Source organism: Enterococcus raffinosus, from assembly GCF_001886185.1.
Lineage (GTDB): Bacteria > Bacillota > Bacilli > Lactobacillales > Enterococcaceae > Enterococcus_A > Enterococcus_A raffinosus.
This window is the reverse complement of sequence record NZ_JXLA01000009.1, coordinates 42382-56595: the sequence shown is the minus strand read 5'-3', so window position 1 is coordinate 56595 and position 14214 is coordinate 42382. Positions and strand designations below refer to the sequence as shown.

Here is a 14214-nt window from a genome sequence, read left to right as displayed (position 1 = left end):
ACTGATCGTATGGTGAAAAGTAGCGGGAGCATTCTTAAATGTCTTTCGGATTGATTGCTTTAGGAATTGCTTTAACTTTTTCCCATTCTGAACCATCTAGTCGGTAGCCTGTTCCTGGTCCAGCGTAATCATTCTTGTCGTTCACCGCAGAGATAACATTCCAATCTGCATCAAAGATTGAAGACGTTTGAAGGAAGTCGCCAGCTACACGCTGTTTCAAAAGATTAAGCAAGCTCGTCGCCACATCTTCAAAACCACTTTCTGACAATCCTTTAACAAGATCCAATCCTGTTTTCCCTTGCGTTAACAATTCCTGTGCCGCCTTGATATCTTGAACCATGTCTCGTTCAGGCATATCCTGTGAGCCGCGAGCATAGGTTGCTGCTTCAACCTCTTCATCGGTGATGGTTGGCAAACCTAGTTTTTCAAAGAGGCCTTGTAACGCTCTCGCTGCTTTGTTACGCACTGCAACGACATCTTCTTCACTGACTGGACGTAATCCACCGTCGACCTTCAAGTCACGTTGAATGACATTGTAATCATCAAAATCATCAGCATCGAAGTTTGAACCGGCGAACATGTTGTCATAGTTTGGTGTTGCCGAGTAGCCTGATGAAATGAAATCTGTTCCTGGTAAGAATTGCATCAATAGGCGAGCCGTTCTCCGAATATCAGAGTGTGAGAAGGTTTGGTCATTTCCAGAAGCTACTTCTAAATCAAGCAGCATGGCAATCAAGTTTTCAGCTAAAATCGCCCGAATCCCTGACGGAACCGCTCCTGGCACACCGATACAGCTAATCGAACCATTTTGTAAGCCTTGAACACCTGCTGCTTTTGTTAAATAGATACAACGGGTTTCAAGATACAGCATCGATTTACCTTCCGCATAGCCCATTTGTACCTCTGATCCAGTTCCAGAAGTAAAGCGCATTTTCAAGCCGCGAGAAGCATAACAGGAAGCCAAAAATCCTTTCGACCAAGGTGTATCGTCTCCGTCAGTAAATACCTGTTCAGTTCCATAGACAGAGATCGTTTCTGCATAAGCAGTGAACCCACGCATCCCTAGATCTAGCTCTGTTGCTTCCTCCAATGAACATTGAGTTAATACGCCTGGACGTCCAGTTTGCGAACCAACCATGATTGCCACCGCATTGAATGGCGCATAACGAGCTACGGCAACGGTTGTTTCTTGTTCATCAAATCCACGCAATGCTCCTTCAGCAGCGTCTGCAGCGATTTGAACAGGATTGTCCCGCACATTCGTTACGTGTGATTGCGTTGTTGGCCGACGACGCGCCCGCATTTTTTGGACCGCCATCATCATTTCAACCACGTTCATATAACCAACCACTTCATTCAATTTTCCTGGTGTTGCCGCTGTGGTTAATTGAACGATTTCTTCTCGAGAAATGTTTGGATCAACGATTTTATTCGCTAATTCTTTCGAAGGAATGGCCATCACTTCTTCGGTACGAGTCAAGTCAATTCCATATTGAGCAATATATGAATCAATCAAATCAAAGTCAGCTTTTTCTTTTCCATCAAGCTCAACCACTTCGCCATTGACGATTTTAATACTTGGTTTAGGGTCATTAGGGCTTTGCATCGCGATTAAGCCTTCTTCTACCCACTCATCCACGAAACCATCTTGATTGACCGGTCTTTTTTCTAGTTCTTCAAATCGTTTTGATTTCATCTATTTTTCACTCCCACTATTAAATGTATGATGGTTGATCATTTTTAGGCGTGCTTCCCATGGTTCCAAGTAACTGACAGCCAATGTCCCGAGCTGAGATAATCGCTTGACGCACAGCGCCTGAATCGCCTGTGATTGTCATCGTTACCTCATTGGAGAAGCTTTGCCCATTTTGCGGTGTCGCATAAGATACTACGTCAACATTCGCTGATTTTAAGGCCGTATCTGCCATTACTACACCAATAGCAGCGGGAGCTCCTACTAAAATTCCGAAGGCTTTGCCAACAGGGGCACCAAAGACTTTGTTGCAAGCATAGCTAGCACGAGCAGTATATTGACATTCGATGTGTCCAGCTTCATTTCCATATACATCACCAAAAGTACGTGTATCTACTTCCTTCAACGTTACTTCTACTGCACGTTTCACGTCTGATACATCATCACCGCCAAAAATCACGATCGACCCGTGACCGGCGCCACCTTTTGTATCGCGAGGCATTTCAATCAAGATTACTTCCGTATTCGTTGCTTTCACCGCTTCATCAGCAGCCATAATATGAGGTCCGGCACCAGTACGGGCACCAACAATTCCGATTGAACGATATTTTTTTTCTAATTTCATTGTTTCTAAAAGAGAGGAATCGACGTTAGCAATTACTAACCCAATTGTATCTCCAAATTCTGTCGCTCCTACAAATTCAGTCAATGCACATTGCTTTTCAATCATTTTTTGATCTCCTCCGTTAGTTATTTTCATCTCATTTCCTGTTTCCATTTTTGCGAGGACGCGCTTCATGATCTCTTCGATCTTTTGATCCGTGTTTGCCATCAGCTATCCCACCCTTTCTATTCTGATTTAGGGAGCAAGCCTTCAACTTCAGTGTGTGGACGTGGAATAACATAATTAGAAACAACTTCTCCAACTGCATCGGCCGCAGAAACACCTGCATCCACTGCTGCTTTTACCGCACCTACATCTCCTCTTACCATTACAGTGACTAATCCAGAACCAATTTTCTCCGTTCCAATTAAGGAAACATTCGCAGCTTTTACCATCGCGTCAGCTGCTTCAATAGCACCAATCAACCCCCTAGTTTCAATCATTCCTAACGCTTCCTGTTGCATAAAACATTCCTCCTAATTTTTTGATAGCACTTACATTTATTATGATAAACAAAAAAGATAGAACAAATTTGTCCTATCTTTTAGTCCGATTATTCGCAATATTAATATTTTGTCATCACATTATGTCAAGACAACGCCAAACAAGCCTTAATAAGAAGTCAATTAAGGTCAAAAAATAGCAAAATTTTGTCTTCTGCTAGTCAAAATAATGTTATTGGTATTATCGCGATTTAAATTGAATTTGTGTTCTGGTAGAATAATAGATGACTAGGAGGCGCTTACATGGAAAATATCAGTACATTGAATTCGCAAAGTTCCTTGCAACTTTCCAAAACAATCCAAGATTTCGCTCTAGCAGCAGATTTTGGCTCGGTCCTCGTTGATATACATGGAAAGGAAACTTCTGACCTGTATAACTTTTCCCCTTTTTGTCAGATTATGCGTTCGAAGCCAGAGTTTAAATCTCTTTGCCAAAAATGTGATGCATTTGGAGGCCTTGAAGCCTCAAAAAATGGTAACCCTTGTATTTATCGTTGCCATGCTGGACTTACAGATATCTCATTACCTATTATTCGCAATAATCAATTGATTGGATTCGCATTATTTGGTCAAGTAGAGATGAACGATGACACTGAGAACTCCTTTACTCGCATCCACCCGATCGTTACTCACTGGGAATCTTCCCCAGAATTACGTCAAGCTAGAAAAAAATCAAGACTGTTAATACGACTCAAATTGAATCTGCGGCTGCTCTGCTCAAAACAATTGGCGACTACCACTTTAACGACACTGACCCACGTGAACAAATCAAGTTTAACTTTCATTCAAACAAAAAAGAGACAAAAAATACAATCAATTCGAAAAATGATGAGATTCGCAAGGCGATTTCTTATATTGATACCAATTTAACCACCAACTTAACGCTTGAAGATGTGGCTAATCATGTTTACTTAAGCCAATTTTATTTCAGCCGTTTATTCAAAAAAGAAATTGGCGTCAGCTTTATCACCTATTTAAATCAGCAACGAATTGAACAAGCGAAAGTTCTTTTGACTCAATCCAACTTGAGTATAAAGTCTATTTCTCAAAATATCGGCTATTCTCAGACTAGCTACTTCTGTAAAATATTCAAAGAACTTGTTGGTATGACACCCGTCAATTATCGAAAAATCAAATAACTCCTGATAAACGGCCGAATTACGGCTGTTTTTTTGCGAGTTCTGCTTTTCGCAGTGTAAAGGGATTGGACTGAAGAAAACAATCCTAAGGATATTCATTTTTCAAAAACCGGAAAAATGAGCTTATTTCGTTACGCATGCGATTCCACTAGCATCATTATCCACAATTTAATCTAAATCAATGATTTCTTTTTTTGCTGTACAAACTACAAAAAGTGAAACTCGAAAAAAAGGTGAGGTGTCTGGAAGACACCTCACCAAATAAACGTCGATCTGACCCTTTTAATGGTGAAATAATTCTCCCAATACAATTATCTCAGCAAGTGGGCAGGTATCCTGACTTCGCATCATCCTTCATCTCGCCTTCCCGAAAGTGGCTCATTGAGATGTCGTCCGCAATACAGTAGAAAGGGTCTGCCAAGGATTCTCACCTTGTTCCCTGTTCCAAATGCTCTTATTCAATTCTATCCGCCTACATAATAACTCAGAATGTATGCGTTGTCAAAATCCATTCGTTAATAAGAACTCTTTCAAACTTGAGATTCCTTCTTGATTAACTGCAGATAAGGAAAAAACTTTTTTTGCTCCAGCTAACCGAAGTCTTTTTTGCGCTATATCAAATTCCTCTTGACTATGCTCTATATCTGTTTTCGTAATAATTCCAATCATCGGTTTTGTAAAACGTGAAGAAAAACAAGGTGGAAAATAATTTTGTTTACTCGTAATACTTTGAACAATAGCAATGCAATCCGCACCGACAGCGGAGCTCACCAAAGCATTGTAATAGAAACGATTTTCCATAAACTCACCCGGTGTATCGATCACATTATCTGTAAAATAGACCTGTTGTGTTTTATGATATTTGATTTCCCATTCATTAAGAATTTGCATCAGGGTTGTTTTCCCCGAGCCAGTCTCACCTATAAATATAACTCGCTTCATCCGTTATGTCCTAGTAATTTCTGCAACGTCAAAATCTAAAATTGTTGCGAGTGAATTCGTTACCTGCTTTAGGGCAAATTCTACAGAGGACACTTCACCGATAATCACGACTGCTCCGCTAAAACGATCCATAAAACCAATCGATACATTTCCTGATTTTTTAGCAATGTCCGCACCAATAATTGACGCTTCACTTGGTGTAATGGTTAAAATACCAATCGCATCACCAGTATGTTCAAGACCAAGCTTTTCAAAAACTTCTTGATTGGCATGTGGAATCAAATGAGCAAGCGTGACCTGTTTCCCGGGAACATATTCTTGAATAGAACGTTCAATATTTCTTTTCTCACTCATGACAGTCACTCTCACTTTCATAAAAAAGTTTAGCATAAAAAAATAGCATAGTTTTGTTCTAATACAACAAAATTATGCCTTCGGATTTCTTACACAACAATGACTAAAAAAGCCTTTGTCTCCAGAAGACAAAGGCTTAACAAACTATTTCCCTAAACGCTCAACATCACGAGCGATCATAACTTCTTCATCTGTTGGAATCACATAAACCTTCACACGAGAATCCTTTGTTGAAAGTTCTGCTTCTTTTCCGTGGATGCTCTTATTGATTTCTTCATCGATTTCAATGCCGAACCAAGTCATTTTTTCTAAAACCATGCGGCGAACAGGATCAGCATTTTCACCAACACCGGCTGTGAAGACAATAGCATCAACACCGTTCATTACTGAAATATATTGAGCAATATACTTACGGATGCGATCACAATAAATATCTAAGGCTAGAATAGCTTCTTCATTGCCTTCATCTGCTCCGTTCTCGATATCACGCATATCACTTGAGATACCAGTTAGTCCTAAAACACCTGACTTTTTATTTAACACATCAATCATTTCGTTGATGTCTTTAATTCCTGCTTTTTCCATTAAGTATGGAAGTAGCGAAGCATCGATATCTCCTGCACGAGTTCCCATTGTCAAACCTGCTAAAGGTGTGAAGCCCATTGAAGTGTCCACTGATTTTCCACCTTCAACAGCAGTTACTGATCCGCCATTACCGATATGTGCAGTGATGATCTTCGTTTCTTCGATAGGTTTGCCAAGCAATTCAGCTGCACGTTCGGAAACGTAACGATGACTTGTTCCGTGGAAACCATATTTACGAGCAGAGTATTTATCATAATACTCTTTGGGAATACTATATAAATAATTTGTTGCCGGCATTGTTGCATGGAAAGAAGTATCAAAAACAGCCACACTCGTTACATTTGGTAAAATATGACGGAAAGCTTTGATTCCCATGGCATTTGCTGGATTATGCAGTGGTGCAAATTCACTTAACTCTTCAATTTTGGCTAAAACATCATCATCGATTAAAACAGAATCTTTGAAGTATTCGCCGCCAGCTACCACGCGGTGCCCAACGCCAGTGATTTCATCAAATGATGCAATGATTTTAAGTTCAATTAATTGATCTAATAACATTTGAACCGCAACTTCATGGTCTTTGATATCTAAAATTTGTTCAAATTTTTGTCCATCGCCATATTTAATTGTAAAGATTGAATCGTTCAAACCAATCCGTTCAACGATTCCTTTTGCGATTACTGATTCCTCAGGCATTTGATAAAGCTGCCATTTCAAACTTGAACTACCTGCATTGATTGCAATTGTTTTTGACATTTTTACTCTCCTTTATAATTGAATTGCTGTCCGCTCTTTTGAGCAGTTTTATAAATTAGAAGACTTCCAGTCCTCGAATTTTTTGAAGAATTCTGTTACTTGTGCTGGATCTTTTAAGGATGGTAAGTGAACCAGCAAAACTTTTTCCGCCTGCTGAGCAGTCTCACCTTTTTTCTGCAGTAGTAAAATACTCTTACGCGAATGTTCAGACTTAAATAATTCATCCGGCAATTGAATGATTCCCTGCAGCAGCACATCATCCTTCAACCATTTTTGCAGTAATGGTCCCTGCTCAGTCTCAAGGAAATTACTAGGAACTAAGAATAGACCAAAGCCGTCTGGTTTCACGTACTTCATTCCTTGCTCCATTAAAAGATGGTGGGCATAACTATGCTCCTTCTCAGAATGGGTAGCAAATTTTTCAGCCTGCTGATCATTTGGATAATACCCCACAGGTAAATCGCCAATAACATAATCAACTGGATCAACTAATAAGTCTTGCAGACTATCTTGGTGGAATAATTGAATTTCTTCATCCATTAAAAGACTGTCTGAAGCCGCAATTGCCAATAAAGTTTCGTCGTTATCCACGCCGATTCCTTTGACAGTGTAGTTAGCCGCTTGCAAATTGATCACTGTTGTCAGTAATAGATTCCCCATACCGACAGCAATATCTAAAATATCTAATGGCTGTTCTTTTTTTAACGTCAATTGTTCAATCAAAAAGACAAATAAAAAGCCAATACTATCAGGCGTCAATTGATGATTGGGCTGTAGACTTTCAGTTTTCGATCCTTTTAGTAAAACTAATTGTGTCAATTTCCGCCAATCTTCTTTTTCTAACTCTAAAGCTAATAATTCCTGATAGAGTGCCTCTACCTTTTTCACAGTAGCTTCGTCTGGCTGTTGATCAAGCACACGTACTTTTGCATTGTCAACTAAGTTCTCCGTATTTTCGATGTAAGCGTCAAAAAAAGAAGTCCCTAGTGAATGCTGCAATGCGATGATCGCTTCTTCCATCAAAGAAAAAGCTGTCTCAATTTTCTCTGGATTCATCTTGCACCTCACTAACTAATATAACACTCACGATACCTGTTCTATTTTAGCGGACATGTTCCAATTAATCAATCGCTTTCTTTCTTTTATCATTGATTTTCTAATTCCATATAAAAGTATCTTTTACAATAAAAACACTCGTTTTCGCATGAGCTCACGTGCTATATCAGTCTGAGGAGTTTGATGTGCTATTTTTTTCATAAAAATGATATGTTTTCTTTTTAATTTTCACTGTAATCTTTACCCGATCTTGTTCGTTCTGATAAGTTATCTCTCCTTTGTTAAACCCCCATGTCCCTTTTTTTGACGTTAATTGAGGATACTCAGCTAAAAAAAGTTCCTTGGCAATTTTAGCTTGATACAATTGCTCAGTCCGTGATGCCAAATCAACCGTTTGGTGATAACTGGTTACCATATTCATCAATAAAAAACTAAACAAAAAAATAGCCAACAGTACGGATAACAGTATTCCGCCTTGGCTATTCAAAGATCCATGTTCCTTCTTTCTTTTTCCCATCAGTAAAGGTAACGATAAAATCCACTCCATGATTTTTTTCTTGGCATACAAATTGATCCACTCCCGTCAATAATGGCTGATTCCCACCAGACTGTCTTTTAATAATTCTTCTATTTACTTTTTTTATGACCAATGGAACCACTCTTCCCTTATCTTCTATTTCAGTTGAAATTTCAGTCTGCGTAGTCCCGATATAATTCACCTCGCTCAACTCATTATCCAACTGAATCAAGAAAATTTCCCATTCTAATTGATGATAACCACTCATAGCTCGCTCCATTTTATGGGCATGCTGAATTAGACCTGAGAGCAGCAAAAGAATTCCGCTCAGCATTAATAGAGCGACTAAACTTTCAAGCAAGGTAAAACCACTATTTTTTGACAATCAGAATGCCTCCTTGCCGGTTTGATGCTCGACCTTGCTCTAAAGAAACTTCTATCTGCGGTTCGACCGGAGAAACAGAATGCAAACGACACCGTCGAGTCTCATTATAAAGATCACGATAATTTGAGATACTGCTTAGACGTTGTTGGCTGTCCTTCTGCATCTTCACCGTTACTTCTACATAACTCGAAACAATAATGATCAAAACCGCCAGACTGATTAGACTTTCTAACAAGATATATCCATTATTTCCTTTCAAAACGACCACTTCCCATTTGGAATTGATAGATAATTTGACCATTATCATAAAAGACTACTTTAGGAATATTTCCGTTTCCCGGCTGATCTGTTGAAATATTTCCTTTTCCTGCACTGAAAAAGATTGTGTCCCTACTTTCTAATTGAATAGCGTCCGGTACATTAAGCCGTTTCCACGGCAGCTCTGTATGAATCGTATAAAATATGATCCTCTGTTGGTCCTTATGAAGCTCAATTCGAGTGCCGCGATGGTCAGTAATAGCCACTTGTTGTAAATGTAAAATTGATTTCTCAAATTGGTAGTAGAAGAACTTCTTCTCCAACTGAGACTGCCAACTTTTAAGCGCAATTGTTGGTAATAAAACAAAACTGCAAACCAAGAATAAAACGAGCAACGTTTCAAAAAGTGTAAAGCCACTCTCACTACTATTCTTTATTGCGTTCATAGGCTTCATATTGCTTCTCCTTAACATAGCCCTGATCAATTAATTCTTGTTTGCTCGGTGTTCTACCATGATCCAACTCAAAAACCTCAATCTGAGTTTCGACAACTTTTGCAATAGCCGCATCACTTTTCTTTGTGGCACTGTCTTTTTGATTGATCAGCTTTGGTACAAAAAGCAGCAACAATAAGCTGATTACGAAAAGAACAACTAGCATTTCTATTAATGTAAAGCCAGAAACTTTTTTCTTCACAAGATTCCCTCCAAATTTGTCATTGGCAAGAGCATCGTCAAATACAAGCTGATAATCAATAATGCGACAAGTAAAAAAACAAACGGCTGCAACCAGGAACACATAAACTCTAGCTGATTGAAAAAACGGCGCCAAACTAGTTGACTGTATGTCAATAATTCTTTTCCTAAGTTTCCTCGAGCTTCTCCTTGAAAAACGATTCGACTAAATTCCTTGGTTAGAAAAGGATACTTTCGTAATTCCTCCGCTAAAGCATTCCCTTGAGCTAGACGAACTTTTAAATCACCAGCCAATTCCTGCATCAAAGAGTTGCCATCAATTGCTAACAAGCAGTCAATGATTTGATTCAATTCCAACCCTTGCTGAAATAATTTTCCCCACTCTAAGGCGAAATAAGCTGAATAATAGTTGCTGAATAGGGTTCCAATTAAAGGAATTCTAGCTAGATAACGAAACCGAGCTAAGTATGTATATCTTTTACCAAAATAATGCCAACAAAAAAGTAATAGTAACAAAAAAAGCAATATTCCTAGTCCAATGAAAGGCACTGCTGTAATCAATTGAACTGAAAAATCATCCGGTTTGATCATCCCACCAGCCAGTAATTGCGGTAATAGGAAAAAACGCATTCCTAACAAAATAACCAGTAAAAAAAGAAGTAAAAGAACGGGATAAGAAACTGCTTTAAGAAAATTTTCTCGTTGACGCTGCATGAGTTTCATCTGGCTTGCAATACCTAATAGCGTCTGAGACAGGTTGCCATGCGAATCGGCCAGTTCAATTTGTAAAAGCTGGTCATTCGAATAGTCTAATCGTGCAAAGCTCTTTGCCAGACTTTCCCCTTTGTTTAGATCAGTCTGAATACTCTCTAAAATCGTCGTTCTAAAGAGATTCGCATTGCTGAAAAAGTCAAAAGCCTGCTGCAAGCTAAATCCGTTTTCCAATAAATCTCCTAACAAATGAACAAAATCAATTCGCTGTTTTCTAGTTAATTTTGTCCTGCGCCGCATGCTTTTAGCCCTTCCTCCCATGTATATAAAATATCCTCTTGATAGAATCGATAGCTTGTCAATAGTCCAATTGTTTCATCCAATGGCAATAATTCCTGATAAACAATGCCCTGCAAACATTCCTTGAGCAGAGTTGCTTCGCCTCCCAATTCAAAAACCCTTGCATGAGCAGATTCCAAGCTGGCAGCATGCAGAGTCGCGTAAACACAATGTCCTGTCAAAGCTGCTCGAATTGCACCTTGAATTGTTTTCGTGTCGCGTATCTCTCCAATAATTAGGACGTCTGGATGATGGCGCAGCGATAATTTGATCAATTCTTCATAGCTTTGATAAATTTTTTCATTTACCTGCAACTGCAAAAAATCAGGCTCTTCTATTTCTACTGGATCTTCTATTGTTAGTACCCGTCCATCTATTTCTCTAGCTAGTTTGTACATTAACGTTGTTTTGCCTGACCCGACTGGACCGCAAAATAAGTAAAGACCTCTTTTTTTGCTATGCTTTCGAATAACCTCTAGCTGTTCTGGCACATGATAGACTTCAGAACTGCGACCAAATTGGTGTAAAAAGCGAACGACTAAACTTTCTCGCTGCAAATAGTCTCCCACAGTGGAAAGTCGCAGTCTTTGTTCACCATGAGGCAAGGAATAGGAGATTGCACCCAATTGCGCTTTTCTTTTTTCGCTGACGTCCATCTGACCCAGATACTTAAACCGATTAATCAGCTGCAAGGCCGTATCCACACACAATTCATTTTTAACATAGGATAGATTTGAGTTTTCGCGCTCATAGAAGGGTCCTCGCCGAAAGAAGCAGCGGTACTTCTCTCCTTGAGGTAATAAATATAAGTCTTGCATTTGATGTTCGAAGCCATGTTGAATCAGATCATCTGAAAGCTTTTCAATCTCCATTCCTTTCACCTCAAAAATAATATACGTAAAAAAATCTTTTGGCTTCAAAAAAAGAAGATAAACCAAAAAATTGATTTACCTTCTCAAAAATTCTTATTTTGTTTTGTCTTGAAAGCGTGCCTCTACTCGATAAATACGCTGCCCTTTGTTAGAAAATTTTTCTTCGTATTCAGTCATAATATTTCCTTCATATGAGCTCTCATGTAGATCCAACCAGACTTGCTCAAGCGTCATCCCATATTTTGAAAAACTGCTTAAGGAATATTCAAATAAACCTTGGTTATCAGTTTTGAAGTGTATTTCCCCGGCAGGCCGCAAAATCGTTTCATCTACAGCTAGAAAACTAGGGGACGTTAGACGGCGCTTCTCATGTTTCTTCTTCGGCCAAGGATCAGAAAAATTTAAGTAGATTTGATCAACTTCACTATCTGCAAAGTAATTGGTCAACTCGGACCCATCGACATGCAATAATTGCAAATTAGGAAGCTCTGCCTCAACTAGTTTGTCCAACGCAAGGGAAATAACACTAACTTGCATCTCTATTCCAATATAATTGATTTCTGGATGAGCAGCAGCCATTCCAGTAATGAACTGACCTTTTCCCATCCCAATTTCAATATGAATCGGATGGTCGTTACCAAAACGTTCGGACCAGCGACCCTTCCAGCCTTCTGGATCTTGTACTACATATTCAGGACGAGCTGCCAACATTTCAGCAGCGCCTGGACGATTTCTTACCCGCATTGTTTTCCTCCAAATAATTCACTCTATTTCATGCACTCAGTAACTTCTCTTTTGTATAACTGCGAAAAGCAGAACTCATAGCTAGTTCTAATTTCGTATTCATTTTTCTAAAGAACAGAAAAATGAGTTTTTTCTCACTTCGCATACCATTATGCTAAACTACCTGTCCATTATAAAGAATAAATTTTTTATCCTAGTGGTCAAATCTAATGAAACTGCGAAAAGCATAACTGGCAAAAAAGAAGGCTGAACGAAATGTTCAGCTTCCTGCAAAAATTCGTTTTAATTGTAAAATCGATTGATTCATATGATGGTATTCTTTGCGCTTGTATTGACGAGCGATTTCTAAAAGCAAACTCATCAGACCATACCAATAAACCCGCTCCATGTTCTCATCCGTTGGCCGAATACCATATCGTACAAGCCACTTACTCCAGCTAGACAACGGCACATAATTACCTAAAATCGTTCCAACATCCAGTGCCGGATCAGCAAACATGACTGAATCCCAATCAACTAAATATAAATAATTCGAACATACTATCCAATTTCGATGATTTACATCGCCATGAACAACGGTGTAATTCTTTTTGGCATACGTTGGAATATTTTTCTTTAAATAATCATAGACTAACTCAATAAAGCTATTTTGCTCAATCATGGTTGGCAAATTTGCTTCATAATCCGCTAGAAGCTGTTGCGGCGACACTTGACGTCCACCCATTTTCTTCAGCATGACTTTCAATGAAGGTGAATGATGAAGATGGTACAAAACATCCACCACGTCATTACGACGAGGAATTTCTTCTGGTTCGAGGATTCGCCCATCTAGCCACTCTTGTGCAGTTAACGTATCCCCATTCCCTGTCCGCTTGATCCACACAAGCTTGGGTGCGATTCCTTCACGGGATAAAGCAGCCAACATCGGAGTGGTATTTCGTTTAATGAAGACGCGATCTTCGTCTCGATAGCCGATATACGTTTTTCCCGTATCACCTTTGATCGGCTGCACACGCCAGTCACTATCTAACTGAAACTCCATTCCCAAGGCCCTCCCCTAGCATTTTAAACGTATTTACTATTTTAGTCGGGGAAAGGCACTTCGTCAAGGGCATGTATGTTCTTCTTTGATTATTTTTCATCGCGATGTGCTTGAACCGCTAAGTTCACCGCTTCAATATAGGCATCAAGAACTTTTTTCGTAACTTTCCCTGGCATTCCGTCACCAATTTTATGATCATTGATCTCAACAATCGGCATTACTTCCGCTACTGAACTAGTTTTAAAGCATTCGTCAGCGGCCAGCAATTCCTTTTCAGTAAACGTTTCTTCTCTAAGCTCAATCCCTAACGCTTTAGTCAGCTCGCGAATTTTCATTTTTGCAATTCCTGGTAAAATCAAATTGCTGTCAGGGTGTGTATAGATGATACCGTCCTTTACCATCCATAGATTCGATGCGGAGGCCTCTGTCACGTTGCCATCACGAACCAAGACGGCTTCGTCATACCCTTTTTGCTGTGCTTCATCTAAAGCAAGAATATTTCCTAATAAACTGATTGATTTAATATCACAATGCAACCAGCGCTTATCTTCAACGATTCCCGCACGAATACCAATATTTTGCTTTGCAGCCGGACGTGAAGCTGGTTGAATATCCGCCATTAAAACAGGCTGAACCTCTTTTGGATCTGGAAAATCATGCAAACGTGGCTTCGCAGTCCCGCGAGTCACTTGAAAATATACACGGGCATTGTCCAGTCCAACCTCTTTGGCTAAACGATGCAACCGTTGGCTTAATTCTTCTCTAGTAAATGGAAGAGTCATTCTAATTTTCTCCGCACTGACCCATAGACGATCCAAGTGTTCCTTTTCCATGTACATATAGCCATCATAAATACGAATCACTTCATAAATACCATCGCCAAATTGATAACCACGATCTTCCAAATCAATTTTAACTTCTGATTCATCGACAATTTTTTCATTCCATAATACTTTCAT

Annotated in this window: 19 protein-coding genes and 1 riboswitch; of the genes, 2 read left to right on the top strand and 17 right to left on the bottom strand. The window is 39.3% G+C overall.

The features are described from left to right. Positions 1–34: 34 nt before the first annotated feature. Genes RV13_RS06485 through RV13_RS06475 form a run of 3 tightly spaced genes read right to left on the bottom strand, consistent with a single transcriptional unit; the run spans position 35 to position 2821 of the window. A complete protein-coding gene (locus RV13_RS06485) occupies positions 35–1696 on the bottom strand; it encodes a propanediol/glycerol family dehydratase large subunit (protein WP_010746544.1) in 1662 nt (553 codons plus the stop codon). 19 nt (positions 1697–1715) lie between these two features. After that, positions 1716–2525: a propanediol utilization microcompartment protein PduB gene (pduB, locus tag RV13_RS06480; protein ID WP_010746545.1), complete on the bottom strand. Its 810-nt coding sequence runs from the start codon at positions 2523–2525 to the stop codon at positions 1716–1718. Positions 2526–2542: 17 nt separating this feature from the next. After that, positions 2543–2821: a BMC domain-containing protein gene (locus RV13_RS06475; RefSeq protein WP_010746546.1), complete on the bottom strand. Its 279-nt coding sequence runs from the start codon at positions 2819–2821 to the stop codon at positions 2543–2545. Between the two features lie 282 nt (positions 2822–3103). On the opposite strand from RV13_RS06475, the gene RV13_RS06470 reads away from it, so the two are divergent. Further along, positions 3104–3730, top strand: coding sequence for a PocR ligand-binding domain-containing protein (locus RV13_RS06470; protein ID WP_010746547.1), 627 nt, complete (start codon positions 3104–3106; stop codon positions 3728–3730). Between the two features lie 23 nt (positions 3731–3753). Next, positions 3754–3999 carry a helix-turn-helix transcriptional regulator gene (locus RV13_RS21315; protein ID WP_231371721.1) on the top strand — a complete coding sequence of 82 codons (246 nt, stop codon included), beginning with the start codon at positions 3754–3756 and terminating at the stop codon, positions 3997–3999. Between the two features lie 309 nt (positions 4000–4308). Continuing rightward, positions 4309–4490, bottom strand: a riboswitch (cobalamin riboswitch). Positions 4491–4500: 10 nt separating this feature from the next. Here RV13_RS21315 and RV13_RS06465 read toward each other — a convergent pair. From RV13_RS06465 to dat, 14 genes are all read right to left on the bottom strand, one after another. After that, on the bottom strand, positions 4501–4941 hold the full coding sequence (locus RV13_RS06465; RefSeq protein WP_010746548.1) for a EutP/PduV family microcompartment system protein: 441 nt from the start codon (positions 4939–4941) through the stop codon (positions 4501–4503). Between the two features lie 3 nt (positions 4942–4944). Beyond that, positions 4945–5295, bottom strand: a complete 351-nt coding sequence (locus tag RV13_RS06460) for a BMC domain-containing protein (RefSeq protein ID WP_010746549.1) — start codon at positions 5293–5295, stop codon at positions 4945–4947. A gap of 144 nt (positions 5296–5439) precedes the next feature. After that, a complete protein-coding gene (locus RV13_RS06455; protein ID WP_010746550.1) occupies positions 5440–6636 on the bottom strand; it encodes an acetate kinase in 1197 nt (398 codons plus the stop codon). Positions 6637–6684: 48 nt separating this feature from the next. Next, entirely contained in the window at positions 6685–7692 is a 1008-nt protein-coding gene (locus tag RV13_RS06450; RefSeq protein WP_010746551.1) for a class I SAM-dependent methyltransferase, read from the bottom strand. Positions 7693–7858: 166 nt separating this feature from the next. Then, a complete protein-coding gene (gene comGG, locus RV13_RS06445; protein WP_010746552.1) occupies positions 7859–8179 on the bottom strand; it encodes a competence type IV pilus minor pilin ComGG in 321 nt (106 codons plus the stop codon). Continuing rightward, complete coding sequence (gene comGF, locus RV13_RS06440; protein ID WP_010746553.1) at positions 8172–8594, bottom strand: competence type IV pilus minor pilin ComGF; 423 nt, start codon at positions 8592–8594, stop codon at positions 8172–8174. Before comGF ends, comGG begins: the two co-directional genes overlap by 8 nt. After that, a complete protein-coding gene (gene comGE / locus RV13_RS06435) occupies positions 8581–8862 on the bottom strand; it encodes a competence type IV pilus minor pilin ComGE (protein ID WP_231371722.1) in 282 nt (93 codons plus the stop codon). Before comGE ends, comGF begins: the two co-directional genes overlap by 14 nt. Beyond that, positions 8840–9307: a competence type IV pilus minor pilin ComGD gene (gene comGD / locus RV13_RS06430; protein WP_010746555.1), complete on the bottom strand. Its 468-nt coding sequence runs from the start codon at positions 9305–9307 to the stop codon at positions 8840–8842. Before comGD ends, comGE begins: the two co-directional genes overlap by 23 nt. Further along, a complete protein-coding gene (comGC, locus tag RV13_RS06425; protein ID WP_010746556.1) occupies positions 9279–9548 on the bottom strand; it encodes a competence type IV pilus major pilin ComGC in 270 nt (89 codons plus the stop codon). The genes comGD and comGC overlap by 29 nt, the downstream gene beginning before the upstream one ends. Then, positions 9545–10558, bottom strand: a complete 1014-nt coding sequence (gene comGB, locus RV13_RS06420; RefSeq protein WP_028021114.1) for a competence type IV pilus assembly protein ComGB — start codon at positions 10556–10558, stop codon at positions 9545–9547. Before comGB ends, comGC begins: the two co-directional genes overlap by 4 nt. Further along, a complete protein-coding gene (gene comGA / locus RV13_RS06415; protein WP_028021113.1) occupies positions 10537–11469 on the bottom strand; it encodes a competence type IV pilus ATPase ComGA in 933 nt (310 codons plus the stop codon). Before comGA ends, comGB begins: the two co-directional genes overlap by 22 nt. Before the next feature lie 93 nt (positions 11470–11562). Next, the gene (trmB, locus tag RV13_RS06410; RefSeq protein ID WP_010746559.1) at positions 11563–12213 is read right to left on the bottom strand and encodes a tRNA (guanosine(46)-N7)-methyltransferase TrmB; all 651 of its coding nucleotides are present in this window, start codon (positions 12211–12213) and stop codon (positions 11563–11565) included. A 259-nt stretch (positions 12214–12472) separates the two neighbouring features. Continuing rightward, positions 12473–13255 (bottom strand): phosphotransferase family protein, encoded by a 783-nt coding sequence (locus tag RV13_RS06405; protein WP_010746560.1) that lies wholly within the window; start codon positions 13253–13255, stop codon positions 12473–12475. Between the two features lie 89 nt (positions 13256–13344). Continuing rightward, positions 13345–14214: a D-amino-acid transaminase gene (gene dat, locus RV13_RS06400; RefSeq protein ID WP_010746561.1), complete on the bottom strand. Its 870-nt coding sequence runs from the start codon at positions 14212–14214 to the stop codon at positions 13345–13347.

Excerpts from the sequence above, each read along its gene's own strand:
- RV13_RS06485 (WP_010746544.1), bottom strand. The coding sequence starts at position 1,696 with ATGAAATCAAAACGATTTGAAGAACTAGAAAAAAGACCGGTCAATCAA.
- pduB (WP_010746545.1), bottom strand. The coding sequence starts at position 2,525 with ATGGCAAACACGGATCAAAAGATCGAAGAGATCATGAAGCGCGTCCTC.
- RV13_RS06475 (WP_010746546.1), bottom strand. The coding sequence starts at position 2,821 with ATGCAACAGGAAGCGTTAGGAATGATTGAAACTAGGGGGTTGATTGGT.
- RV13_RS06470 (WP_010746547.1), top strand. The coding sequence starts at position 3,104 with ATGGAAAATATCAGTACATTGAATTCGCAAAGTTCCTTGCAACTTTCC.
- RV13_RS06465 (WP_010746548.1), bottom strand. The coding sequence starts at position 4,941 with ATGAAGCGAGTTATATTTATAGGTGAGACTGGCTCGGGGAAAACAACC.
- RV13_RS06460 (WP_010746549.1), bottom strand. The coding sequence starts at position 5,295 with ATGAGTGAGAAAAGAAATATTGAACGTTCTATTCAAGAATATGTTCCC.
- RV13_RS06455 (WP_010746550.1), bottom strand. The coding sequence starts at position 6,636 with ATGTCAAAAACAATTGCAATCAATGCAGGTAGTTCAAGTTTGAAATGG.
- RV13_RS06450 (WP_010746551.1), bottom strand. The coding sequence starts at position 7,692 with ATGAATCCAGAGAAAATTGAGACAGCTTTTTCTTTGATGGAAGAAGCG.
- comGD (WP_010746555.1), bottom strand. The coding sequence starts at position 9,307 with ATGAAGCCTATGAACGCAATAAAGAATAGTAGTGAGAGTGGCTTTACA.
- comGB (WP_028021114.1), bottom strand. The coding sequence starts at position 10,558 with ATGCGGCGCAGGACAAAATTAACTAGAAAACAGCGAATTGATTTTGTT.
- comGA (WP_028021113.1), bottom strand. The coding sequence starts at position 11,469 with ATGGAGATTGAAAAGCTTTCAGATGATCTGATTCAACATGGCTTCGAA.
- trmB (WP_010746559.1), bottom strand. The coding sequence starts at position 12,213 with ATGCGGGTAAGAAATCGTCCAGGCGCTGCTGAAATGTTGGCAGCTCGT.
- RV13_RS06405 (WP_010746560.1), bottom strand. The coding sequence starts at position 13,255 with ATGGAGTTTCAGTTAGATAGTGACTGGCGTGTGCAGCCGATCAAAGGT.
- dat (WP_010746561.1), bottom strand. The coding sequence starts at position 14,214 with ATGAAAGTATTATGGAATGAAAAAATTGTCGATGAATCAGAAGTTAAA.